A 21,502-nucleotide genomic window follows, 5' to 3' on the forward strand; every position below is an offset into this window, starting at 1 on the left:
CTGCAGGGCGGCCGTCATGAGCCGGGCGGAGACGCCCCGGCCGTGGTGGTCCGCGTGCACGTAGAACTTGTTCAGCTCCACCGTCGGCGCGTGCCGCAGGGCCGCGGGCTCGGAGAACGCCGGCTGCGAGCCGTGGACGAGCAGGCAGTACCCCACCGTTTCCCCGTCCTCGTGGCCGGCCCACAGCACGGTCCGGTCCACCGCCCGGATGTGGGCCGCGAAATGCCCCGCGGTCAGGTTCGCGGCGATGAAGGACCGGATGTCCTCCGGCGCTGAGCCCGGCGGGCAGGCCAGCGGGAAGGTCGACGCCGCCAGCTCCGACAGCGGGCCCGCGTGGACGACGTCCGAGGCCTCGGAGACCGCCGGCATGGCCGCAGGGATCACGCGGGCGGAGGACACGGGGCCCTAGGCCGTCGTCGCGTGCCGCCGGGCCGGTCGGGCGCGGTAGGCGGACACCTGGCGGTCCCAGGCGGTGGTCACGGCCCAGACCACCAGGCCGGTGCCCAGCATGTGCAGCAGGACCAGCCAGATCGGCAGGCCGGTGAAGTGCTGGGTGTAGCCGATGATCGCCTGGAAGGCGATCACGCCCACCAGGGACCAGGCGGAGATCCGCTGCAGCCGCGAGGACTGCTGGCGCAGCACCACCACGAGCAGCGCGAGGGCGGCAGCGGTCATCAGGTACACGGGCAGGGCGTGCAGGCGGGTGACGACCAGCGGGTCGAAGTCGTGACGGGGCGCGTCCGCGTCGCCACCGTGGGGCCCGGTGCCGGTGACCACGGTGCCCAGGTACAGCACCACCCAGCCGGTGACGAAGGCCGTCGTGGCCATGCCCCGCGACAGCGGGGAGGTCTCACCGTCCACGATCGCCGTCGGCGCCTGCTCGCCCTCGCCGCGGGCCAGGGCCTCGCGGTGGCGCCATTCCACGCCCACCCGGTTGACCAGCAGGCTGGCGACGCAGACCATCACCGAGGAGACCAGGAAGTGCATGGCCACGACCCAGGGGTTCAGTCCGGTCAGCACGGTGATCCCGCCGACGACGGCCTGGGCGGGGATGCACGCGAGCATGCCCACGGACATCCAGAAGATGCCCCGGTGTGAGCGGCGCAGGTTCCAGACCCAGAGCAGCACGGCCAGGGCCGCGATGCCGACCACGAAGGTCAGGGTGCGGTTGCCGAACTCGATGTAGCCGTGGATGCCCATCTCGGGGGTGTTGGTCAGGGACTCCGGGGTGCACTTGGGCCAGGTGGGGCACCCCAGTCCCGACTTGGTCAGCCGGACCGCGCCTCCCGTGACGATGATGCCGATCTCGGTGACCAGGGAGATGACGGTGAGCCAGTACGTCGTGCGGGTGATGTCCCGCGGCAGGCGCCACCGGCCCGGGGTGGCTCCGGCCGCCGTCGCGGTGGATCCGGGGGCGGGGGACTGGGTGGGGGTGCTCACGGGCGGGTCCTTCGGACGGGTCGGTCGGGCAGCCGGCGGCTGCGGTGGGGTTCGGGTCGGGGTCGGGTCAGCGCCACTTGAACCACCTCAGCGCCCCGGCGGTCGCCAGTGCCGCCCAGGCGATGAGCGTGAGGAGGGCACCGACGTCGAGGGCACCGGTGCCCAGGGCCGCGCGCAGTCCGTCGCCGAGCGCCGCCGAGGGCAGGACGACGCCCAGCCCGGCCAGCCACCCGCTCTCCGGCAGCGGGAAGACCACGCCGCCCACGGCGCCGAGCAGCACCCACATCAGGTTGGTCAGGGCCAGCGTGGCCTCCGGTCGGGCGGTGCCCGCGATGAACAGCCCGATGGCCGTGAAGGCCGCCGCGCCGGCCAGGAAGAACAGCAGTGCCGCCGGGATGCCCGCGGGGTCCGGACGCCAGCCCAGGGCCAGGCCGACACCGCCGATGACCACGACCTGGAGGACCAGGACGGACAGCACGGCCACGGCCTTGCCGAGGATCAGGCCGGCGGGCCCCAGCGGCGTGGTGGAGAGGTACGCGAGCACTCCGTAGCGCCGGTCGAACCCGGTGGCGATGCCCTGCCCCGTCAGGGCCGAGCTCAGGACGGCCAGGGCCAGGACGCCCGGCACGGCCACGTCCACGCCGTCGACGTCCGGCCGGTCCAGCAGGCCGGCCCAGACCACCCCGAACAGGGCCATCACCGGCAGGATCAGGGAGATCAGCAACTGCTCGCCGTTGCGCAGGGCGGTCACCGTCTCGTAGCGTCCCTGCGCCAGCACGCGCCGCGCCAGGGACCGCGCGTTCGAGGTCCCGGCGGGGGAGGTGTCGAGGCGGGTGTCGAGGCGGGTGTTCACGGGGCGACCTCCAGGAAGACGTCCTCCAGGGTGCGGTGGATGAGGCGGACGTCCGTGGGCATGAGCCCGGCGGCACTCCACCAGGCGCCCAGAGCCGCCCAGTGCGCCGGGTCGGAGACCCCGAGCACGTGGTAGGTGCAGCCTCCGGGGGCATCGGCGGTCTCGGAGGACAGGCCCACCTCGCTGACGGAGAGCCCCTCCGGTGCGGAGGCCAGGACGGCCTCCCCGACCGGCACGGACACGGTGAAGGACAGGGGCGCCGGGCCGGAGCGGGCGGTGAGCTCGGCGACGGTGCCGGCGCGCTCGACGACCCCCTCGCGCAGCAGCACCACGTGGTCGGCCAGCCGTTCGGCGTCGTCGAGCAGGTGCGTGGTGAGCACCACGGCCAGCCCCGCCTGCTTCAGCTCGGTGATCAGGTCGAACACCAGCTGGCGGGACACGGGGTCCAGGCCCGCGCTTGGCTCGTCGAGGAACACGACGCGCGGACGGCCGGCCAGGGCGGCCGCCAGCGCCACGCGCTGGCGCTGGCCCCCCGAGAGGCGGCGGATGTCACGGCCGGCGAACTCCCCGATGCCGAGCCGCTCGACCAGCGCGGCCATGTCGGCCGGCTCGCGGTACAGCGAGGCGACGTGCGCCAGCAGCCGGGCCGGCGTGGCGGACGGGGGCAGCCCGCCGTCCTGGAGCATCACCCCCACCCGGCTGCGCAGTGCGGAACCGGCGCGCCAGGGATCCTGGCCGAGCAGCTCGACCGTGCCGGCGTCGGGGCGGTCGAGTCCCTGGGCGATCGTCAGGGTGGTGGTCTTGCCGGCCCCGTTGGGCCCGAGCAGCGCGGTGACCTGGCCCGCGCGGGCCTGGAAGTCGACCCCGCGCAGGATCTCCACGTCCCCTCGACGGCGGTTCCGCACCGTCCGGCAGACGCCGTTGAGGGACACCAGGGCGGGCGCGGGAGCGCCGGCAGCGGAGGCGACGGGGCCACCGGCCTGACGGTCGGCGACCGCGACGTCGGCCCGGCGACCGGGCTCGCGAGGGGTGGGGGGCAGGGGGAACGGCACCCGTCCATGGTACCCGTGGGCCCCTCGACTTCTACGAAAGGTAGAGCGGGGTTAGGGCAAGCGAGGAAGGTCCCGGCCGAGCGCGGTGTGCGGGGCGTGCCGGGCCTCGCGCGCCGCGCCCGTGGACGCTCGCGGGGCAAGGCACGCCTTACTTTCGCCTGACCACGAATTAGGTAAAATGGCGGTTGTGTATTCCTCCAGTGACGTCGACGTGCCCGCAGGGGACACGGTCGAAGGACCCCGCGAGAGCACCCGGGACCGGGTGCTGCAGGCGGTCCTGTCCCACGGGCCGGTCAGCGCGGCCCGGGTCGGTGAGCTGCTGGGGCTCACGGCGGCCGCCGTCCGCCGGCACCTGGACGCCCTCTCCGAGGAGGGTGCGGTCGAGGTCAAGCTCGTCGCCGGCAACCGCGGCGCCGGACGCCCCTCGCGGCGCTACGTCATCAGCCACGAGGGCCAGAGCCGCCTGGGCAACGACTACCTCGAGCTGGCCAGCCGGGCCCTGGGGCACCTGGCCGAGGTGGCCGGGCCCGACGCCGTCCGGGCCGTCGCGCGGGAGCGCTTCGCCGCCGTCGAGGACCGCTACCGCGAGGCCATCGGCACCACCGCGTCCCTGAAGGACCGCGCCACCGCCCTGGCGCGGGTGCTGGACGCGGAGGGCTTCCACGCCAGCGTCCGCCTCGTCGGGCGGCCCGACTCCGCCACGAAGCACCCGACCCTCAAGGCGGCCCAGATCTGCCAGGGGCACTGCCCCCTCCAGGAGCTGGCCGCCGACTACCCGCAGTTCTGCGAGGAGGAGACGGAGCTGTTCGCCCGGCTGCTCGGGGTGGACGTCCGCCGGCTGGCGACGCTGCCCACCGGCGGCCACGTGTGCACCACCCACGTCCCCCTCGGCCGCGACGCCGAGCCGCCCGGCCGGCACGGGGCCGGCCCCCAGACCATCAGCGGCGCCGGCAGCCACACGGCTCCGGACACCGACTGACGTCCAGACCACCGACCACGAAGAGAGGCTTCAGATGACCGATCAGATCACCAGGGAGAACGCCGATCCGGGCGTGATCTCCGAGGTACTCGAGAAGAACCCGGAGCTTGAGGCCATCGGCCCGTACCAGTTCGGCTGGGCCGACCAGGACGATGCCGGTGCCAACGCGCGCCGCGGCGTCAACGAGGAGGTCGTGCGCGACATCTCGGCCAAGAAGGGTGAGCCCGAGTGGATGCTCAACCTGCGCCTGAAGGGCCTGAAGTACTTCCAGCGCAAGCCCATGCCCACCTGGGGTGCCGACCTGTCCGGCATCGACTTCGACAACATCAAGTACTTCGTGCGCTCGACCGAGGGCCAGGCGAAGTCCTGGGAGGACCTGCCCGAGGACATCCGCAACACCTATGAGCGCCTCGGCATCCCGGAGGCCGAGCGTGAGCGCCTGGTCGCCGGTGTGGCCGCCCAGTACGAGTCCGAGGTCGTCTACCACCAGATCCGCGAGGACCTGGAGGCGCAGGGCGTCATCTTCCTGGACACCGACACCGGCCTGAAGGAGTACCCGGAGATCTTCAAGGAGTACTTCGGCTCCGTGATCCCGGTGGGCGACAACAAGTTCGCCGCCCTGAACACCGCCACCTGGTCCGGCGGCTCCTTCGTGTACGTGCCCAAGGGCGTCCACGTGGAGATCCCGCTGCAGGCGTACTTCCGCATCAACACCGAGAACATGGGCCAGTTCGAGCGGACCCTGATCATCGCGGACGAGGACTCCTACGTCCACTACATCGAGGGCTGCACCGCGCCGATCTACAACTCGGACTCGCTGCACTCCGCCGTCGTGGAGATCGTCGTCAAGAAGAACGCCCGCGTGCGCTACACCACCATCCAGAACTGGTCCACCAACGTGTACAACCTGGTGACCAAGCGCGCCGTGGCCGAAGAGGGCGCCACCATGGAGTGGATCGACGGCAACATCGGCTCCAAGGTCACCCAGAAGTACCCGGCGGTCTACCTGACCGGCGAGCACGCCAAGGGCGAGACCCTGTCCATCGCCTTCGCCGGTGCCGGCCAGCACCAGGACACCGGTTCGAAGATGGTGCACCTGGCCCCGAACACCTCCAGCTCCATCGTCTCCAAGTCGGTGGCACGCTCGGGTGGCCGGGCGGCCTACCGTGGCCTGGTCCAGGTCATGGAGGGCGCGAAGAACTCCGCCAACTCGGTCGTGTGCGACGCGTTGCTGGTGGACACGATCTCCCGCTCGGACACCTACCCGTACATCGACATCCGCGAGGACGACGCGACCCTGGGCCACGAGGCCACGGTGTCGAAGGTCTCCGAGGAGCAGCTCTTCTACCTGATGAGCCGCGGGATGTCCGAGACCGAGGCCATGGCCATGATCGTGCGCGGCTTCATCGAGCCGATCGCGCGCGAGCTGCCGATGGAGTACGCCCTGGAATTGAACAAGCTGATCGAACTGCAGATGGAAGGATCGGTAGGCTGAGCGTGTCACAGACTGTCAACACCGCCCCGGAAGAAATCGACGCGGACGGCGCCGGAGTGCCCGTCATCCCCGGCATGGGGGAGGAGGGCGAGAAGCTCTCCGGTGAGGTCGCCGCGGCCAGCGCCGCCGGCCACGCCTCTCACGCGGTCCCCGCGGACGGGGCCCGGCAGGCGACCGCCGGCTCGTCCCGCGCGGACCGCCGGTCCAGCTTCGAGCTGGCCGACTTCGCCGTGCTCACCGGCCGCGAGGAGGACTGGCGGTTCACCCCGCTGGACCGCCTGGCCGGTCTGCACCTGCCCGAGGGCGACTCCGCCCGGCTGACCGGCGCCGCCCCGGCGGTCGGGGTCGGTGCCGTGGACGGGGTGACCGTCGAGACGGTGTCCCGCGAGGACTCCCGCCTCGGCGCCGCCCTGACCCCGGACGACCGCGTGTCCGCCGCAGCCTGGGCCTCCTTCGCCGAGGCGACCGTCGTCACCGTGGGTGCCGGCGTCGAGGCCGGCACCCCGGTCCGCATCGACGTCACCGGCGCGGGTTCCGAGCCGGCCGCCCAGCACCTGCTGATCATCGCCGAGCCCAACTCCCGCGCCGACGTCGTGATCACCCACCGCGGCACCGCCGTGGTGAGCCAGAACGTGGAGTTCGACGTCCGCGAGGGCGCCGGGCTGAACGTCACCTCGATCCAGGCCTGGGACGGGGACGCGGTGCACGCCTCGGCCCAGCAGGCCAAGGTCGCCAAGGACGCCTCCTTCAAGCACGTCACCGTCTCCTACGGCGGCTCGGTGGTGCGCCTGACCCCGACCTCGCGCTTCGCGGGCACGGGGGGCGAGGCCCGGATGTACGGACTGTACTTCGCCGACGCCGGCCAGCACCTGGAGCAGCGGCTGTTCGTGGACCACGCGACCCCGAACTGCACCTCCAACGTCCTGTACAAGGGCGCCCTGCAGGGCAAGGACGCCCGGGCCGTCTGGATCGGCGACGTCCTCATCCGCAAGACGGCCGAGGGCACCGACAGCTACGAGAAGAACCAGAACCTCGTCCTGACGGACGGCACCCGCGTGGACTCGGTGCCGAACCTGGAGATCGAGACCGGGCTGATAGAGGGCGCCGGACACGCCTCCTCGACCGCCCAGTTCGATGACGAGCAGCTCTTCTACCTGATGGCCCGGGGCATCCCGGAGCAGGAGGCCCGCGAGCTCGTGCTGCGCGGCTTCCTCAACGAGATCATCCAGAAGATCGGGATCACCGACGTCGAGGAGATGCTCACCGCGCAGATGGAGACCGAGCTGCAGGTGGCGACCCACTGATGGCGGCCGGCCAGCGCGTCTGCGGCGCGGACGAGATCGGGCCGGAGGAGGCCAGGCGGTTCATGGTCGACGGGATCCCCGTCGCCGTGGTCCGCGCCTCCGACGGCTCGCTCCACGCCCTCAACGACACCTGCTCGCACGGCGAGGTCTCCCTCTCCGAGGGGTTCGTGGAGGGGTGCGCCCTGGAGTGCATCGGCCACGGGTCGGCCTTCGACCTCGTCACCGGTGAACCGAACGTGCCGCCCGCGACCGAGCCGGTCGCCGTCTATGCCCTCGCCGTGGAGGACGACGGCATCTGGGTGGACACCTCCAGAGTCCTCAACCGGGTCGCATAGCCCGAGCGCTGCACCGCAGCCACCCCAACCACACTTCCCGCCGGGGCACCGGCGAACCGCAAGGAGAACACGAATGTCTACGCTGGAAATCAAGGACCTGTTCGTCTCGATCGAGACCGAGAACGGCCCCAAGGAGATCCTCAAGGGCGTCAGCCTGACCATCAACACCGGTGAGACCCACGCCATCATGGGCCCAAACGGCTCCGGCAAGTCCACCCTGGCCTCCACCATCGCGGGCCACCCGCGCTACGAGGTCACCTCCGGCACCATCACGCTCGACGGCGAGGACGTCCTGGAGATGTCCGTGGACGAGCGTGCCCGCGCCGGCCTGTTCCTGGCGATGCAGTACCCGGTCGAGATCCCGGGCGTGACCATGACCAACTTCCTGCGCACCGCCAAGACCGCCATCGACGGCGAGGCCCCGTCCCTGCGCCACTGGACCAAGGACGTCAAGGCCGCCATGGAGGGCCTGAAGATCGATCCCGCCTTCGCCAGCCGCAACGTCAACGAGGGCTTCTCCGGCGGCGAGAAGAAGCGCGTCGAGATCCTGCAGCTCGAGCTGTTCAAGCCGAAGTTCGCGGTGCTGGACGAGACCGACTCCGGCCTGGACGTCGACGCGCTGCGCGTGGTCTCCGAGGGCGTCAACCGTGCCCAGGCCACCAATGAGATGGGTACCCTGCTCATCACCCACTACACCCGCATCCTGCAGTACATCAAGCCCGACTTCGTGCACGTGTTCGTGGACGGCAAGGTCGCGGAGTCCGGTGGCGCCGAGCTGGCCGACCGCCTCGAGGCCGAGGGCTACGAGCGCTTCGAGACCGCTGCTGCAGGGGCCTGAGGAGGACAGCATGACGACTGACCAGGCACAGACCTCCCTCGAGGACATCAGGGAGGCCCTGCACGAGGTCATGGACCCCGAGCTGGGCGTGAACATCGTCGACCTCGGGCTGCTCTACGGCATGAACTACGCCGAGGACGGCGCCCTGATCATCGACATGACCCTGACCACCGCGGCCTGCCCGCTCACCGACGTGATCGAGGAGCAGATCGGCAACGAGATCGGCACCATGGTCGACGAGTGGCGGCTGAACTGGGTCTGGATGCCGCCGTGGGGCCCGGAGCGGATCACCGAGGAGGGCCGCGAGCAGATGCGGGCCCTGGGCTTCAACATCTGAGCCCGACCCCTCACCCCCCCCGCAGACGAGAACGCCCCGGTCCACGGACCGGGGTGTTCTCGTCTGCGTCCCCGGCACTGTCCCTGCCCGGGAGGACGGGCGGCTCAGGCCGTCGGATCGTCCAGGTCGGGGTGGTCCAGGGTGTTGCACTGGTTGACGTCCCCGGACTCGTAGCCGTGCATGAACCAGGCCATCCGCTGCTCGGAGGTGCCGTGCGTGAAGGCCTCGGGCAGCACGCGACCGGTCGTGGACTGCTGGATGCGGTCGTCCCCGACGGCGGCCGCCGCGGAGAGCGCGTCCCGCAGGTCGGTCTGGGTGAGGGGATCCAGGAACGGGTCGCCCGACTCGGGGTCCACGGTGCGCACCGCGTGCCCGGCCCACATCCCGGCGTAGCAGTCCGCCTGCAGTTCCACGCGCACCGCCCCGGACTCCGGCCCGGTGCCGCCGGACTGCGAGTACTGCAGGTAGCCGATGATGTTCTGGATGTGGTGGCCGTACTCGTGGGCGACCACGTACTCCTCGGCCAGGGGGCCGCCGGAGGCCCCGAACCGCGATTGCAGCAGGCCGAAGAAGTCCGTGTCGAAGTACGCCGTCTCATCGCCCGGGCAGTAGAACGGGCCGACGTCCGAGGTGGCCATGCCGCAGGCCGTGTTGACCTGACCGCCGAACAGCTCCACTCCGGGGGGCCGCCAGGTGACGTTGTACTCCGCCAGGTGGGGATCCCAGAAGGCGTCGGCGGACTCGACCGTGGCGATGATCCGGCAGTCGGTCCGCTCGTTCGCCGCCTCCCCGGTGCGGCAGGTGGCGGACGCCGCCGGGCCGACGGGCTCGTACTGGGACGTCTCCGGCGACGGGCCGGTCAGTCCGAGCTGCTCGGCCAGTCCGGGGGCGAAGATCGCCAGCAGCAGCACCAGCAGGCCGGTGCCGCCACCGATGGCGACGGTTCCGCCGCGCCCCGCCCGGCCGCCACCACCGCGGCCCCGGGAGTCTCGGACGCGGGAGGGGTCCAGCCGGACGTTGTCATTGAAGCTCATGCGCCCCGAGTGTAGTCCGGCCCCGGAGGCTTCGGCTCGGGTGCGGCGGGCAGCCCGCGGGCGGCCAGGGCCTCCCCGGTGGCTCGGGCGTGGCCGACCGTGGCCACGAGCACCGGTCCCATGAGGCGCACGGGCCCGCGGCGCAGGCCCCGGGAGGCCAGGGCCTCCGCGTGGGCGCGCACGGCGGCGCCTACCCAGGGGATCGTGCGCAGCATGACGTTCACGGCCAGGGCGGCGGCCTCCGGGTTGACCCCGAACCGGCGGAACGCGCCGAAGAAGTGGGCCAGGCCGTCCAGCAGTTCCGTGCCGGGGGTGGTGATCACCAGCAGCCGGGCGGCGGCCAGCGCGCCGAAGACGGCGGCCATGACCACCAGCGCCGGCCCGAGGGCGTCCAGCGGGGACAGGGGGACCGGCCCGAACACCCCGGAGGCGAAGCGGGCCACGCCGGCGAAGGCCAGCAGGGGCCAGCCGCGGCGCCAGGGGGCCAGGAACTCTCCGGGCAGCCGGGCCAGCAGGTACAGGCCGAGGACCCCGGCGAGCACGGCGCCGACCACCACGGGCTGGCGCCAGGCCACCAGGACCACGGTCAGCACCAGCAGCACCGCGTACTTCACGCCCAGGGGTGCCCGGTGGACCGGGGAGGTGCCGGGCCGGTGGTCGAGCAGGTTCACCGTGCGCGCTCCTGGCGGCCGGCTCCGGGCCGGGTGCGGGCGGCACGTCGGTCGTGGACGTCCCGGCGGTACCAGGCCACCGCCCCGGGCCCGTCGTCGTCGTGGACGATGCGCCCGCCGGCCACGACCAGGCACCGGTCGGCCCGGGCGGCGAAGTCCAGGTCGTGGGTGGTGTAGACGAGCTGGCGGCACCGGCCGCTGCCGGGCAGGGAGAGCAGCAGGTCCTGGACCTCCAGGGTCCAGTCCAGGTCCAGCAGGGTGGTCGGCTCGTCGGCCACCAGCAGCGCGGGGTCCGTGGCCAGCACGGTGGCCAGGGCCAGGCGCTGGCGCTGGCCACCGGAGAGGTCGTAGATGCTGCGGTGGGCCAGCCCGGCCAGTCCGTGCTCGGCCAGGACCGCCTCGGCGGCGCGGCGCCGTTCGCCCCGGTGGCGGATGCTCCGGCGCAGGGAGAGCTCGACGTCCTCACCCGTCGTGGGCATGACCAGTTGCACCAGCGGGTCGGTGAACATGAACCCGGTGCGGGACCGTACCTCGTCGACCCGGGCGACGGTGTCCAGTCCGTGCACCGTGACGGTGCCCGCCGAGGGCTGGACCAGCCCGTTGAGCAGGCGGACCAGGGTCGACTTGCCCGATCCGTTGGCCCCGATCACCGCGGTGACCGGTTCGGCCAGGACCGTGTCCACCGGCCCGAGGATGCGCAGGGTCCCGGGGGCGGCCCCGGTTCCCTGCCCGGGGGCCGGGGCCGCGCCGGGCAGGTCGACGACCGCCCCGCGCAGCTCGATGACCGGGTCCGGCCCCGCGGTGGGCATCCGGCTCAGAACCGGCGCAGGGCCAGGGCCGGGAAGGCCCGGATGACGGTAACGGCCACCGCCGTGGCCAGCACGTTCTTGACCACGTCCCCGGGCCAGAACACCATGTCGGCCCCCAGCGCGGTGGCCAGGTCCAGGTCGAGGGCGAGCATCATCCCGGCGATGCCCATCGGGTGGATGAACACGAAGGAGGCCACCATCGCGCACAGCCACACCAGGGCCCACCAGCCGAAGCCCATCCGGCCCGCGCCCCGGGCGGCGGCGGTCTGGCCGCGGCGCAGCACCACCGTGGACAGCGCCCCGGCCAGGCCGGCCGCCAGCGGGAAGGCCAGCAGGTACCCGGCCGAGGGCCCGGCCAGCACGCCGATCCCGGCGTTGAACCCGGAGAACACCGGCAGCCCGGCCAGCCCCACCACGAGGTAGAGCAGCACCGACAGGAAGCCCAGGCGGGCCCCCAGGATCAGGCCGGTGAGCATCACCGCGAACGTCTGCAGGGTGATCGGCACCCCGAAACCGCCCACCGGGATCGGGGGCAGCATCGAGCACACCGCGATCAGCGCCGCGAACACCCCGGCCAGGGCCACCTGCGTGGGCACCGTCAATGACGTGCGCTGGGCGCTCTGGACTGCTTGGCTCATGGTTCAGCTCCTGTACGGACGGTACCGGCGTGGCTCGACGGTAGACTTGACGGGTTCCGCCCGCCTCGGCGGACAGTCTAGGCCGTCCAAGGAGATCCCCCCGTGCTTGCTGTCACAGACCTCGAACTCCGCGTGGGTGCGCGTCTGCTCATGGACGGGGTCACGTTCAAGGTCGATCGCGGGGACAAGGTCGGACTGGTGGGCCGCAACGGTGCCGGCAAGACCACCCTGACCAAGGTCCTGGCCGGTGGGGGACAGCCCACGGGCGGCCACGTCACGCGCCGCGGCTCGGTCGGCTACCTCCCCCAGGACCCCAAGGTCGAGGACATGGACCAGACGGCGCGGGACCGGATCCTCTCGGCGCGCTCGCTCGACCAGATCATCCGGCGCATGCGCCAGGCCGAGGACGACATGGCCAACCCGGACGATGCGATCCGCGAGAAGGCGATGCACCGGTACGGCCGGCTCGAGGCGGAGTTCACGACGTCGGGCGGATACGCCGCCGAGTCCGAGGCCGCCACGATCTGTGCCAACCTCGGCCTGCCGGACCGCATCCTCGACCAGCCCCTGCACACCCTCTCCGGCGGCCAGCGCCGCCGCGTGGAGCTGGCCCGGATCCTCTTCTCGGACGCGGACGTCCTGCTGCTGGACGAGCCGACCAACCACCTGGACCACGACTCGATCGTGTGGCTGCGGGAGTTCCTGAAGTCCTACCCGGGCGGTTTCATCGTCATCAGCCACGACGTGGACCTGATGGAGATGACCGTCAACAAGGTCCTCTACCTGGACGCCAACCGCCAGGTGATCGACCAGTACAACATGGGGTGGAAGAACTACCTGCTGCAGCGCGAGCAGGACCAGGCCCGGCGCAAGCGCGAGTTCTCGAACGCGGAGAAGAAGGCCAGCCACCTGATGGACCAGGCCAACAAGATGCGCGCCAAGGCGACCAAGGCGGTCGCCGCGCAGAACATGATCAAGCGCGCCGAGCGCATGATGCAGGGCCTGGAGGGGGAGCGGGCCGCGGACAAGGTCGCGGCGATCCGCTTCCCGGAACCGGCCAAGTGCGGCAAGACGCCGCTGACGGCGCAGGACCTGTCCAAGTCCTACGGCTCCCTGGAGATCTTCGCCGGGGTGGACCTGGCGATCGACCGCGGTTCTCGGGTGGTGATCCTCGGCTTCAACGGTGCCGGCAAGACGACGCTGCTGCGGATGCTGGCGGGCATCGACACACCGGACACGGGCGAGGTGATCGCCGGTCACGGCCTCAAGCTCGGCTACTACGCCCAGGAGCACGAGACGCTGGACACCGATCGCACCGTCCTGGAGAACATGAAGACCGCGGCCCCGGACCTGGCGGACACCGAGGTGCGCAACATCCTGGGCTCCTTCCTGTTCCAGGGCGACGACGTGGCCAAGCCGGCCGGCGTGCTCTCCGGCGGCGAGAAGACCCGCCTCGCCCTGGCCACCCTCGTGGCCTCCAGCGCGAACGTGCTGCTGCTGGACGAGCCGACGAACAACCTGGACCCGGCCTCACGCCAGGAGATCCTCAACGCCCTGCGGACCTACGAGGGTGCGGTCGTGCTGGTCACCCACGACGAGGGCGCGGTGGAGGCGCTCGACCCGGAGCGCGTGGTCCTGTTGCCGGACGGGGTGGAGGACCTCTGGAACAGCTCCTACCAGGACCTCATCACGCTGGCCTGACCGGCGGACCGGCCGGCGCGCCCTCAGCGTGCTCAGCGTGACTCGGCGGCGTCGAGGAGCGCGTCCTCGGCCTCCTCGTCGGTCGGCCGCCCGCCGCGGCGGCGGGCCGGCCTCGACTTCGGAGCCCGGTAGGCGGAGAGGTACCCGTCGTCCTCGGTCAGTCCCTGCTCGCGGTCGTCGCGGTCGTTGAGGGCCCGTTGCCGGGCCATGTAGCCCCAGACCACGAAGCTCATCAGCCCGAACATGAACCACTGCAGCGAGTAGGACAGGTGCGGTCCCTCGTCCAGCGGGGGCTTGGGCGGCTGTTGCATGCCCACCGCGGGGGCGGGGGTCTCGTCCGCCAGCTGACCGTAGGCGGTGTCGGCCACGGGGTAACCGACGCTGTCCGTGAAGGCGACCAGGTCGATCGAGGCGAGCTGGCCCTCGGGGGCGTCCCGGCCCAGGTCGGGCTCGCCCGGCTTGGCCCGGACCACGACCGTGACCTCGCCCGCGGGCGGGGAGGGGACGACGTCGGGCCGGCCGGGGGTGTCACCGATCGGCAGCCAGCCGCGGTTGACCACGATCACGTCCCCGGTGTCCGCGCGGAAGGGCACGAGGACCTCGTAGCCCGGCTTGCCGGCCAGCGGGCGGTTGCGCACGATCCGGGTGTCCTCCTCGAGGTACTCGCCCTCCATCTCCACGGGGGTCCACTGCTGGTGGGGCTGGAAGTCGGTGAACACCGTGGCGTTCGAGGCCAGCGGGACGGCCGGCTCGTCGTAGTTCTGCAGGACCTTGTTGATCTCGGCCACGGCCTCCATGCGCCGGTCCATCTGCCATTGGCCCAGCAGGGCGCAGGCGACGGCGAAGACGGCGCAGAAGGCCAGCCCGCCGAGCCACTGCGGGGAGATGAGGAAGCGGTAGTCGAGCCGGGCACGCTTCGGCGTCTGCGCCTCGGGTTCAGTCAAGCGGGAGCACGTCCTTCAGCAGTCCCCGGGACCGCAGGTAGTCGGCGAGCCAGTCCCGGTGCTCCGGGCAGGCCAGCCAGGTCTTGCGCCGCTCGGGCGCGTGGATGCGGGGGTTGTTCCATTCCAGGAGCCAGGCGGCGTCCTGCCGGCACCCCTTGCGGGAGCACTCCGCCCGGGCCGGTCCGCCGGACCCGTCCGGTCCCGAGGGCGGCGCGGTCGCCGGGCCGGGCGTGGCGGAGGCGGTGCCGTCCAGGGCACCCAGGAGGTCACGGTCGTTCATGCGGCGCGGTGGTCCCGATCGTTGCCCGGTTCCGGCAGGGGGCGCGGTTCCGGCTGGACGCGGGGCCCGGTCGGCCGGGCGCCCGCCGGCGGATCGTCCGTGGTGGTTCCCACCAGGGTCTCCGGCCCGGCGTCCAGCTGCAGCCGGTTCGTGAGTTCCTGGGCGCTGGCCCGGGGCACGGCGTCCAGCGCCTCGCCGTTGGAGACGGTGCCGGCATTGGCCAGGACCACCGCGATGTACGGCAGCACGATGGCCAGGACGAAGAAGACGATCTGCACCCAGCCGGTCGTGAAGAAGGCCAGCACGAAGCAGACGGTGCGGATCCCCATCTGCCACGCGTAGCGCACGAAGCGGGCGTCGCGGTCGACGTGGCCCGGTGCCGGTGCGCTGGTGATGCGCTGGACGTCCTCGGAGCGGTCTCGCCGGGGGTGCCCGGTCTGGCGACCGGTCTCGGCGTGACGGATGGACATGGGGCAGGCTCCTGAGCGGTGGGGAATCGGTGGCCGGCGTGTCCGGGCCTGTCGTCCATTGTCCCACTTTCCGCCCTAGAGTGGGGCACCGAAGAAGCAGGACCGACCCAGGAGGAACCATGGCCGAGGCAAGCACGCAGGATTCGACGGGCGGGCGCAGCGTCCTGGTCACCGGTGGCAACCGGGGCATCGGCCTGGCCATCGCGCAGGCCTTCCGGGACAACGGGGACCGGGTGGCCGTCACCTCGCGGTCCGGGCAGGCCCCGGACGGGCTGTTCGCGGTGCAGGCCGACGTCACGGACGCCGACTCGGTGGACCGGGCCTTCTCCGAGGTCGAGGCGGCCCACGGCCCGGTCGAGGTGCTCGTGGCCAACGCGGGGATCACCCAGGACCAGTTGCTGCTGCGGATGAGCGAGGAGGACTTCACCTCGGTCATCGACACCAACCTCACCGGTGCCTTCCGGGTGCTCAAGCGCGCCTCCAAGGGCATGATTCGCAAGAAGAAGGGCCGCGTGGTGCTGATCTCCTCGGTCGTCGGCCTGATGGGCTCGCCGGGACAGATCAACTACGCCTCCTCCAAGGCCGGCCTGGTCGGCATGGCCCGCTCACTCACCCGCGAACTCGGTTCCCGGAACATCACGGCCAACGTGGTGGCCCCCGGGTACATCGACACCGAGATGACCCAGGCCCTGGGCGAGGACCTGCAGAAGCAGTACAAGACGCAGATCCCCGCCGGCCGTTTCGCCGAGCCGTCCGAGGTTGCCGGCGTGGTGCGGTGGCTCGCCTCCGACGAGGCCTCCTACATCTCCGGTGCCGTCATCCCCGTGGACGGCGGCCTGGGGATGGGACACTGATCCGCATGACTTCCGAGAACACGGGTGCCGAGGGCACCCAGAGCACCCAGACCACCCAGGACCTCGCCGGCAAGGGCGCCATCGTCACCGGCTCCAGCCGTGGTGTGGGCGCCGACACCGCGCGACTGCTCGCCGCCCGGGGGGCCGGCGTCGTGGTCAACTACCGGCAGAAGGCGCCCCGGGCGAACAAGGTGGTGGCCTCGATCGAGGAGGCCGGCGGCCGCGCCGTCGCCGTGGGCGCGGACATCACCACCGCCGAGGGCCGCCAGGCCATGGTGGACGCCGCCCTCTCGGCCTTCGGCTCCCTGGACATCCTGGTGCTCAACGCCTCCGGGGGGATGGAGTCCTCCATGGGCGAGGACTACGCGAACGTGCTGAACCGCGACGCCCAGGTCGCCATGCTCGAGGCCGCCGCCGAGGTCATGCCCTCCGGCTCGCAGGTGGTCTTCGTCACCAGCCACCAGGCGCACTTCATCGACGCGGTCCCCACCATGGACGCCTATGTGCCGGTGGCCCGTTCCAAGCGTGCCGGCGAGACCGCCCTGCGGGAGCGCATCCCCGCGCTGCGCGAGAAGGGCATCACCCTCGTGGTGGTGTCCGGGGACATGATCGAGGGAACCATCACGGCCACGATGCTCAACCGGGCCGAGCCCGGGGCCATCGAGGCCCGGCGCGAGGCGGCCGGGAAGCTGTACTCGGTCGAGGAGTTCGCCGCCGAGGTGGCCTCCCTCGTGGGCCGGGACCTGCCGGCCGGACACACCGAGTACGTGGGCGGGGCCCAGGACTTTCTCGAGGCCGCCGGCGGCGATCCCGACCACCGCTGACGCGGGGCCCTCAGAGGCCGGCGAGCACCCGGACGACGTCCAGCGACGGCACGTCCAGCTCGACATCGGCGTGCGGGCGCAGGGCGGGCTTGGCGCAGAACGCCACGGCCAGCCCTGCGGCCTGCAGCATGTCGATGTCGTTCGCGCCGTCGCCCACGGCGATCACCCCGGCAGGGTCCACCCCGGCCTCCGCGGACCACGCGCGCAGCATCCGCGCCTTGACGGCACTGTCCACGACGGCCCCGGTCACGCGCCCGGTCAGCCGGCCGTCCACGATCTCCAGGTCGTTGGCCCGGTAGCGGGTCAGCCCGAGGTCGGCGGCCAGCGGCGCCAGCACCTGGGTGAAGCCGCCCGAGACCGCGCACACCTCCCAGCCGGCGTCGCGGAACGCGGTGATCACCTCGCGGGCCCCGTCCTGCGGCTCGACGGCGGCCGCCACCTTCGCGATGACGTCCTCCTCCAGCCCGGCCAGGGCCTGCACCCGCTGGTGCAACGACTGGGCGAAGTCCACCTCACCCCGCATGGCGGCCTCCGTGACCTCCGTGACCTCCGCCTCGCGCCCGGCATACGCGGCCAGCAGCTCGATGACCTCCTGGCGGATCAGCGTGGAGTCCACGTCCATCACCAGCATCCTGGGCGTGGCCGTGACGGCCTCCGCGGGCACCACCGCCACGGCCGCGCCGTGGGGCAGCAGGGCCGGATCCGGCCGGCCGGCCGGCTCCCCGGCGGGGACGTCCCAGCGCCAGCCGTGGAAGCCGACGCCGGAGACCGGTTCCGCGTGGGCGGGCACCCCGACCGGCGCGTCATCGCGGCCCGGCCCACCGGCGGCGGGACCGGCCTCCCCGGGGAGGTAGACGAGGACCCGGTCGGTCGCGGCCCCGGGCCGGGAGGCCGGGGTGAGTCCGTCGTCGTCGGTGACTGCTGCGGTGAAGGATGCAATGGGCGCCATGCCGTGGCCTTTCGTGCTGGGAAGGGTCCTCCTAGCCTAGTGTTTGAGGCATGACCAACCCTTCTGACGGACTCCAGCGCGCCAGTCATGCCCCTTCGACCCTCGTCCCCTCGGGCGAGGCAGTGGTGGAGATGGCGGCGGTGGGGGTCCGCAGGGGCACCAAGGAACTGCTGCAGGACATCCACTGGCAGGTGCGTGAGGGCGAGCGGTGGATCATCATGGGTCCCAACGGGGCCGGCAAGTCCACCCTGATGCAGGTGGCCTCCACGCGCATGCACCCCACGACCGGCATGGTGGGGATCCTGGACGAGGTCCTCGGCGCCGTCGACGTCTTCGAGCTGCGCCCGCGCATCGGGCTGTCCTCCGCGACGTTGGCCCAGCAGCTCCCGGGCCAGGAGACCGTGCTGGATGCCGTGGTGACGGCGTCCTGGGGCGTGATGGGCCGCTGGAACGAGGACTACGACGCGCAGGACGAGGAACGGGCCCGGCGCCTGATCTGGCAGTGGGGACTCAGCGGTTATGAGGACCGGCGCTTCGGCACCCTGTCCGAGGGCGAGCGCAAGCGCGTCCTCGTGGCCCGGTCGCTCATGACCGACCCGGAACTGCTGCTGCTCGACGAGCCCGCGGCCGGCCTGGACCTGGCCGGCCGGGAGACCCTCGTGCGGGCCCTGACCCGCCTGGCCGCCGATCCGGCCGCGCCCACCCTGGTCCTGGTCACCCACCACGTGGAGGAGATCCCGCCGGGCTTCACCCACGCGCTGCTGATGCGCCAGGGCCGCGTGGTCGCCGCCGGTCCGCTGGAGCAGACCCTCATCGAGGACAACCTCTCCGCCGCCTTCGGCCTGCCCCTCAAGGTCACTCGCGACGAGGGCCGTTACACGGCCGTCGCCCGCTGACCGGCGCACCCGTCGCACCGGAGGGGTACTGCGTGGAATTCCTGGGCCTCGAGCTCTGGCAGGTGGCCGTCATCCTGCTGGCCGGATTCTGGGCCGGCACCATCAACACCCTCGTCGGGTCCGGCACCCTGGTGACCTTCCCGGTGCTGGTCGCCATGGGATTCCCCCCGGTGACCGCCCAGATCTCCAACGCCATGGGCCTGGTGGCCGCGGGCGTGTCCGGGGTGTTCGGCTGGCGGCGTGAGCTGGCCCAGTCGCGCGCGGTGCTGCCGGCGCTGACGACCGCCTCGCTGACCGGGGGGCTGGTCGGCGCGTTCCTGCTCATGGTGCTGCCGGAGGAGGTCTTCGGGGTCGCGGCACCGATCCTGATCGTGGTGGCCCTGGGCTTCGTGGTGTTCCAGCCGCGGATGTCCGCGTGGGTGCGCCGCCGGAAGGCGCGCCAGGCCGAAACGGACGGCCAGGAGGGGACGCCGGAGGCCGCGACGGCCCCGGGGCCGGGGGCCGTGACCCGCGTCGGCGCGGAGGACCCGGGCGTCCCGACGGGACCGGTGACCCCGCTGCTGTGGCTGCTGACCTTCGGCGCGGGTGTCTACGGGGGGTACTTCGTGGCGGCGCAGGGCGTGTTGCTTCTGGGCATCCTCGGGGTGTTCATGGGCGGGGCCCTCGTCCACGCCAATGCCGCGAAGACCTACCTGTCCCTCATGGTCAACCTCATCGCCGCCACGTCCTACCTGCTCTTCGCCTTCGACCGCATCGACTGGCGGGCCGTGCTGCTCATCGCGGTCTCCTCCATGCTCGGTGCCAGCCTGGGCGCCCGGATCGGCCGGCGGATCAGGCCGTTCTGGCTGCGGGTGGTCATCGTCGTCGTGGGCCTGGCCGGCCTGGCGAACATGGTCTGGCGGCTGGTCGCCGGTGGGTGAGGCAGTGGGCCGGCCCGGGGGCCAGCCGGGGAGTCAGTCGGGGAGTCAGCCGGTGGAGCTGACCGACGTCTCCGATCCGCGGGTGGAGGTCTACGCCCGGCTCACCGACGCCGCCCTGCGCCGACGGCAGGACACCGTCCACGGCATCTACCTGGCCGAGTCCTCGCAGGTGGTACGCCGCGCACTGGCGGCCGGGCACACTCCCCGGTCGTTCTTCCTCACCCACCGGTACCTGGAGTCGATGGCCGACGTGTTCGCCGCGCATCCCCGGGTTCCCGTGTACACCGGCACGGACGAGGTCCTGGAACGCATCACCGGTTTCCACCTGCACCGCGGTGCGCTGGCCGCCATGGACCGGCCGGCGCCGCGCACCGTGGACGAGGTCCTGGCCGGGGCGCGGCGGGTCGCGATCCTGGAGAACGTCTCCGACCACACCAACCTCGGCGCGATCTTCCGCTCGGCGGCGGGGCTGGGGGTGGACGCCGTCCTGGTCAGTCCCGAGTCCGCCGACCCGCTCTACCGGCGCAGCATCCGCGTGTCGATGGGTACCGTGTTCGCCGTGCCGTGGGCCCGGATCGGGGAGGCCGACGGCCGGGGCCGGTCGGCCTGGCCCGCCGAGCTGGACCGGTTGCGGGGCGAGGGGTTCACGGTGGCCGCCCTCGAGCTCAGCGAGGAGGCCATCCCCGTGGACGCCCCGGAGCTGCGCGGACACGACCGGCTGGCCCTGGTCCTGGGCGCCGAGGGCCCGGGGGTCACCCCGGCGACGCTCGCGGCCTGTGACCTGCACGTGGCGATCCCCATGTCCGCCGGGGTGGCCTCCCTCAACGTGGCCGCCGCGTCGGCCGTCGCCTTCTGGGAGTTGCGTTCCCGCGCCTGAGGGCCGATGCGCTATAGTTGATCCTCGGCCGTGCCGCGGCCGACCCCCCAACGTTCCTGAAAAGCTGCTGGCAAAATCCAGTGGCGCATGCGAAGGATTCCCCATGAAGACTGACATCCACCCCGATTACCAGCTGGTGATCTTCAACGACCTGGCCTCCGGCGAGAAGGTCCTCACCCGCACCACCACCTCCTCGGACAAGACGATGGAGTGGGAGGACGGCAACACCTACCCGGTGATCGACGTCGAGATCTCGGCCGCGTCCCACCCGTTCTACACCGGCAAGCAGCGGATCATGGACACCGCCGGCCGCGTCGAGCGCTTCAACGCCCGCTTCAAGGGCTTCGGCGGCAAGAAGTAGTCTTCCGCCTCCACGACATCCCGGAACCGGGGTCGAGCCGGCCGTCCTCCCTCGGGAGGCGGCCAGGACTCGGCCCCGGTTCCTGTCTGTCTACCCGACTGCCCTCGTCCTGCGGCGGTCAGACGTCCAGGACGGGGAAGTAGCCGGTGCCTTGGTAGTCGTCCTCGTCGCTGGGGGAGCGACGGGCATCGTCCGTGCGCGAGCTGTCCCGCACGGCCAGCACGCAGCCGGCGGTCGACATGAAGAGCATGATGATCCCCAGCGGATTGCTCAGCGCGGCGGCCACGCCTTCGGCCTGAGGTCCCACCAGGGCGCCGAGCACGGAGGAGGCGCCCTCCCCGGTGTCCGGCAGCGTGAAGCCCAGCCCGAGGCCGCAGGCCCAGGCGATCAGCAGCAGCCCCAGGGACCGGGCGGAGGGCTGGCGTCCCGCGCGGCGGCGGGGCACCGCGAGGGCGGTCACCGAGAGCAGGAACAGGACCGGCGCGAGCGTCAGCGCATAGACCGCCGTGAGGTCCCCGGCGCTGTCCGTCAGGAACCGGCCACCGGCCATCCAGAGGGGCACCGCCACGGCCAGGATCCAGCCGGCCCTCGTCGTCCACCGGCGAAGGGCACCCGCGTCGTTCGTCATGCCCCGAGCCTAC

26 protein-coding genes are annotated in these 21,502 nt (G+C 72.0%); 13 read left to right on the plus strand and 13 right to left on the minus strand.

Translation table 11 applies throughout. From position 1 onward, the window contains the following. The 4 genes from Q0283_RS15355 to Q0283_RS15370 form a co-directional block, all read right to left on the minus strand. Nucleotides 1-369: GNAT family N-acetyltransferase (locus Q0283_RS15355; RefSeq protein ID WP_298045434.1), on the minus strand; the 369-nt coding region annotated here is incomplete at its 3' end. A gap of 36 nt (nt 370-405) precedes the next feature. Beyond that, complete coding sequence (locus Q0283_RS15360; protein WP_298045435.1) at nt 406-1,440, minus strand: heme A synthase; 1,035 nt, start codon at nt 1,438-1,440, stop codon at nt 406-408. Nucleotides 1,441-1,507: 67 nt separating this feature from the next. After that, on the minus strand, nt 1,508-2,293 hold the full coding sequence (locus Q0283_RS15365) for an ABC transporter permease (RefSeq protein ID WP_298045436.1): 786 nt from the start codon (nt 2,291-2,293) through the stop codon (nt 1,508-1,510). After that, a complete protein-coding gene (locus Q0283_RS15370) occupies nt 2,290-3,345 on the minus strand; it encodes an ABC transporter ATP-binding protein (RefSeq protein ID WP_298045437.1) in 1,056 nt (351 codons plus the stop codon). The genes Q0283_RS15365 and Q0283_RS15370 overlap by 4 nt, the downstream gene beginning before the upstream one ends. 178 nt (nt 3,346-3,523) lie before the next feature. On the opposite strand from Q0283_RS15370, the gene Q0283_RS15375 reads away from it, so the two are divergent. From Q0283_RS15375 to Q0283_RS15400, 6 genes are all read left to right on the plus strand, one after another. Then, complete coding sequence (locus Q0283_RS15375) at nt 3,524-4,324, plus strand: metalloregulator ArsR/SmtB family transcription factor (RefSeq protein WP_221243354.1); 801 nt, start codon at nt 3,524-3,526, stop codon at nt 4,322-4,324. 34 nt (nt 4,325-4,358) lie between these two features. After that, a complete protein-coding gene (gene sufB / locus Q0283_RS15380; RefSeq protein WP_298045438.1) occupies nt 4,359-5,819 on the plus strand; it encodes a Fe-S cluster assembly protein SufB in 1,461 nt (486 codons plus the stop codon). Between the two features lie 74 nt (nt 5,820-5,893). Further along, the gene (gene sufD, locus Q0283_RS15385) at nt 5,894-7,123 is read left to right on the plus strand and encodes a Fe-S cluster assembly protein SufD (RefSeq protein WP_183528348.1); all 1,230 of its coding nucleotides are present in this window, start codon (nt 5,894-5,896) and stop codon (nt 7,121-7,123) included. Continuing rightward, on the plus strand, nt 7,123-7,458 hold the full coding sequence (locus Q0283_RS15390) for a non-heme iron oxygenase ferredoxin subunit (RefSeq protein WP_183525815.1): 336 nt from the start codon (nt 7,123-7,125) through the stop codon (nt 7,456-7,458). Before sufD ends, Q0283_RS15390 begins: the two co-directional genes overlap by 1 nt. A 73-nt stretch (nt 7,459-7,531) precedes the next feature. Next, entirely contained in the window at nt 7,532-8,296 is a 765-nt protein-coding gene (gene sufC, locus Q0283_RS15395) for a Fe-S cluster assembly ATPase SufC (protein ID WP_010142576.1), read from the plus strand. 10 nt (nt 8,297-8,306) lie between these two features. Then, nucleotides 8,307-8,633: a metal-sulfur cluster assembly factor gene (locus Q0283_RS15400; RefSeq protein ID WP_010142577.1), complete on the plus strand. Its 327-nt coding sequence runs from the start codon at nt 8,307-8,309 to the stop codon at nt 8,631-8,633. Nucleotides 8,634-8,737: 104 nt separating this feature from the next. Here the strand turns inward: Q0283_RS15400 and Q0283_RS15405 are convergent, their stop codons facing one another. Genes Q0283_RS15405 through Q0283_RS15420 form a run of 4 tightly spaced genes read right to left on the minus strand, consistent with a single transcriptional unit; the run spans nt 8,738 to nt 11,785 of the window. After that, entirely contained in the window at nt 8,738-9,667 is a 930-nt protein-coding gene (locus Q0283_RS15405; protein WP_183525818.1) for a neutral zinc metallopeptidase, read from the minus strand. After that, a complete protein-coding gene (locus Q0283_RS15410; protein WP_183525821.1) occupies nt 9,664-10,338 on the minus strand; it encodes a CbiQ family ECF transporter T component in 675 nt (224 codons plus the stop codon). Before Q0283_RS15410 ends, Q0283_RS15405 begins: the two co-directional genes overlap by 4 nt. Beyond that, nucleotides 10,335-11,147, minus strand: coding sequence for an energy-coupling factor ABC transporter ATP-binding protein (locus Q0283_RS15415; protein ID WP_298045440.1), 813 nt, complete (start codon nt 11,145-11,147; stop codon nt 10,335-10,337). The genes Q0283_RS15410 and Q0283_RS15415 overlap by 4 nt, the downstream gene beginning before the upstream one ends. Nucleotides 11,148-11,152: 5 nt before the next feature. Then, the gene (locus tag Q0283_RS15420) at nt 11,153-11,785 is read right to left on the minus strand and encodes a biotin transporter BioY (RefSeq protein WP_298045441.1); all 633 of its coding nucleotides are present in this window, start codon (nt 11,783-11,785) and stop codon (nt 11,153-11,155) included. Nucleotides 11,786-11,887: 102 nt separating this feature from the next. On the opposite strand from Q0283_RS15420, the gene abc-f reads away from it, so the two are divergent. Then, entirely contained in the window at nt 11,888-13,486 is a 1,599-nt protein-coding gene (gene abc-f, locus Q0283_RS15425; protein ID WP_010142583.1) for a ribosomal protection-like ABC-F family protein, read from the plus strand. 32 nt (nt 13,487-13,518) lie between these two features. On the opposite strand, the gene Q0283_RS15430 is transcribed toward abc-f, so the two are convergent. From Q0283_RS15430 to Q0283_RS15440, 3 genes are read right to left on the minus strand one after another with little or no spacing between them, the layout of a single operon-like run. Beyond that, nucleotides 13,519-14,430 (minus strand): SURF1 family protein, encoded by a 912-nt coding sequence (locus tag Q0283_RS15430; protein ID WP_298045443.1) that lies wholly within the window; start codon nt 14,428-14,430, stop codon nt 13,519-13,521. Continuing rightward, the gene (locus Q0283_RS15435) at nt 14,423-14,710 is read right to left on the minus strand and encodes a hypothetical protein (RefSeq protein WP_183525833.1); all 288 of its coding nucleotides are present in this window, start codon (nt 14,708-14,710) and stop codon (nt 14,423-14,425) included. The genes Q0283_RS15430 and Q0283_RS15435 overlap by 8 nt, the downstream gene beginning before the upstream one ends. Beyond that, nucleotides 14,707-15,180 carry a DUF3099 domain-containing protein gene (locus Q0283_RS15440; RefSeq protein WP_298045444.1) on the minus strand — a complete coding sequence of 158 codons (474 nt, stop codon included), beginning with the start codon at nt 15,178-15,180 and terminating at the stop codon, nt 14,707-14,709. Before Q0283_RS15440 ends, Q0283_RS15435 begins: the two co-directional genes overlap by 4 nt. Before the next feature lie 119 nt (nt 15,181-15,299). On the opposite strand from Q0283_RS15440, the gene Q0283_RS15445 reads away from it, so the two are divergent. Both Q0283_RS15445 and Q0283_RS15450 read left to right on the plus strand, forming a co-directional pair. After that, nucleotides 15,300-16,034, plus strand: coding sequence for a beta-ketoacyl-ACP reductase (locus Q0283_RS15445; RefSeq protein ID WP_183525839.1), 735 nt, complete (start codon nt 15,300-15,302; stop codon nt 16,032-16,034). 5 nt (nt 16,035-16,039) lie between these two features. Further along, nucleotides 16,040-16,858, plus strand: a complete 819-nt coding sequence (locus Q0283_RS15450) for an SDR family oxidoreductase (RefSeq protein ID WP_183525842.1) — start codon at nt 16,040-16,042, stop codon at nt 16,856-16,858. Between the two features lie 10 nt (nt 16,859-16,868). Here Q0283_RS15450 and serB read toward each other — a convergent pair whose 3' ends face one another. Beyond that, nucleotides 16,869-17,807: a phosphoserine phosphatase SerB gene (gene serB / locus Q0283_RS15455; RefSeq protein WP_298045447.1), complete on the minus strand. Its 939-nt coding sequence runs from the start codon at nt 17,805-17,807 to the stop codon at nt 16,869-16,871. Between the two features lie 131 nt (nt 17,808-17,938). On the opposite strand from serB, the gene Q0283_RS15460 reads away from it, so the two are divergent. From Q0283_RS15460 to Q0283_RS15475, 4 genes are all read left to right on the plus strand, one after another. Further along, complete coding sequence (locus Q0283_RS15460; protein WP_298045489.1) at nt 17,939-18,703, plus strand: ABC transporter ATP-binding protein; 765 nt, start codon at nt 17,939-17,941, stop codon at nt 18,701-18,703. Between the two features lie 32 nt (nt 18,704-18,735). Then, nucleotides 18,736-19,623: a sulfite exporter TauE/SafE family protein gene (locus Q0283_RS15465; RefSeq protein ID WP_183525847.1), complete on the plus strand. Its 888-nt coding sequence runs from the start codon at nt 18,736-18,738 to the stop codon at nt 19,621-19,623. A 52-nt stretch (nt 19,624-19,675) separates the two neighbouring features. Next, a complete protein-coding gene (locus tag Q0283_RS15470; protein WP_183525850.1) occupies nt 19,676-20,500 on the plus strand; it encodes an RNA methyltransferase in 825 nt (274 codons plus the stop codon). Nucleotides 20,501-20,603: 103 nt separating this feature from the next. After that, on the plus strand, nt 20,604-20,861 hold the full coding sequence (locus tag Q0283_RS15475) for a type B 50S ribosomal protein L31 (RefSeq protein ID WP_183525853.1): 258 nt from the start codon (nt 20,604-20,606) through the stop codon (nt 20,859-20,861). A 118-nt stretch (nt 20,862-20,979) separates the two neighbouring features. On the opposite strand, the gene Q0283_RS15480 is transcribed toward Q0283_RS15475, so the two are convergent. Beyond that, on the minus strand, nt 20,980-21,489 hold the full coding sequence (locus Q0283_RS15480) for a hypothetical protein (protein ID WP_183525857.1): 510 nt from the start codon (nt 21,487-21,489) through the stop codon (nt 20,980-20,982). Between the last annotated feature and the right edge of the window lie 13 nt (nt 21,490-21,502).

It is taken from the genome of uncultured Citricoccus sp. (assembly GCF_937871995.1).
Classification (GTDB): Bacteria; Actinomycetota; Actinomycetes; order Actinomycetales; family Micrococcaceae; genus Citricoccus.